Consider the following 1,622-nt stretch of genomic DNA (forward strand, 5'->3'; position numbering starts at 1 on the left):
GGCTGAGACGTGATGCCGAGCCGATTCAGGTGAAGTCAGTGATCCTATGCTGCCGAGAAAAGCCTCTAGCGATGTTCCGAGCGGCCCGTACCCCAAACCGACACAGGTGGTCAGGTAGAGAATACCAAGGCGACGGGCGAACTGTGGTTAAGGAACTCGGCAAATTGCCCCCGTAACTTAGGGAGAAGGGGGGCCGGACGCGTGAAGCCCCTTGCGGGTGGAGCGTGGTATGGCCGCAGAGAGCAGGGGGAAGCGACTGTTTACTAAAAACACAGGTCCATGCGAAGTCGTAAGACGATGTATATGGACTGACGCCTGCCCGGTGCTGGAACGTTAAGGGGACCTGTTAGCCTTTCGGGGCGAGGCGGAGAACTTAAGCGCCAGTAAACGGCGGTGGTAACTATAACCATCCTAAGGTAGCGAAATTCCTTGTCGGGTAAGTTCCGACCTGCACGAATGGCGTAACGACTTCCCCACTGTCTCAACCACAGGCCCGGCGAAATTGCAGTACGAGTAAAGATGCTCGTTACGCGCGGCAGGACGGAAAGACCCCGGGACCTTTACTATAGCTTGACATTGGTATCCGAATGTAATTGTGTAGGATAGGTGGGAGCCTGTGAAACTCGGACGCCAGTTCGGGTGGAGGCAATCTTGAAATACCACTCTGTTGGATTTGGGTATCTAACTTCGGGCCCTGATCGGGTCCAGGGACAGTGTCTGGTGGGTAGTTTAACTGGGGCGGTTGCCTCCTAAAGGGTAACGGAGGCGCCCAAAGGTTCCCTCATCCTGGTTGGCAATCAGGTGTTGAGTGTAAGTACATAAGGGAGCTTGACTGTGAGACTGACAGGTCGAGCAGGGACGAAAGTCGGGACTAGTGATCCGGCACTTGCGTGTGGAAGCGGTGTCGCTCAACGGATAAAAGGTACCCCGGGGATAACAGGCTGATCTTCCCCAAGAGTCCATATCGACGGGATGGTTTGGCACCTCGATGTCGGCTCGTCGCATCCTGGGGCTGTAGCAGGTCCCAAGGGTTGGGCTGTTCGCCCATTAAAGCGGTACGCGAGCTGGGTTTAGAACGTCGTGAGACAGTTCGGTCCCTATCCGCCGTGCGCGTTGGATACTTGAGAAGGGCTGTCCCTAGTACGAGAGGACCGGGACGGACGAACCTCTGGTGTGCCAGTTGTCCCGCCAGGGGCATGGCTGGTTGGCTACGTTCGGAAGGGATAACCGCTGAAAGCATCTAAGCGGGAAGCCTGCTTCGAGATGAGGTATCCCACCACCTTGAGTGGGTAAGGCTCCCAGCTAGACTACTGGGTTGATAGGCCGGAGATGTAAGCACGGTAACGTGTTCAGTTGACCGGTACTAATAGGCCGAGGGCTTAACCACCCTAAACTTGATACTCTTTGCGTCCACTGTGTGATTCACAGCAAACAACCACCCCCACCTCAGGAATGACTCTGGGGTTGGTAGAGGTGAGGTTGTAGTGCTGAAAGCTGTTTCGGTGGTTATAGCGGAGGGGAAACGCCCGGTCTCATTCCGAACCCGGAAGCTAAGCCCTCCAGCGCCGATGGTACTGCACTCGGGAGGGTGTGGGAGAGTAGGACGCCGCCGGACTCAACGT

The 1,622-nt window shown here is 56.2% G+C and carries 2 rRNA genes; both read left to right on the top strand.

Annotation, left to right across the window (positions count from 1 at the left end):
- Positions 1–1,387 (top strand): 23S ribosomal RNA (locus ACIA6A_RS41370); the annotation flags it as partial.
- 111 nt (positions 1,388–1,498) lie between these two features.
- Positions 1,499–1,615: ribosomal RNA gene (gene rrf, locus ACIA6A_RS41375) — 5S ribosomal RNA — on the top strand.
- Positions 1,616–1,622 lie beyond the last annotated feature (7 nt).

Source organism: Actinoplanes sp. NPDC051494, assembly GCF_044454705.1.
Taxonomy (GTDB): Bacteria; Actinomycetota; Actinomycetes; order Mycobacteriales; family Micromonosporaceae; genus Actinoplanes.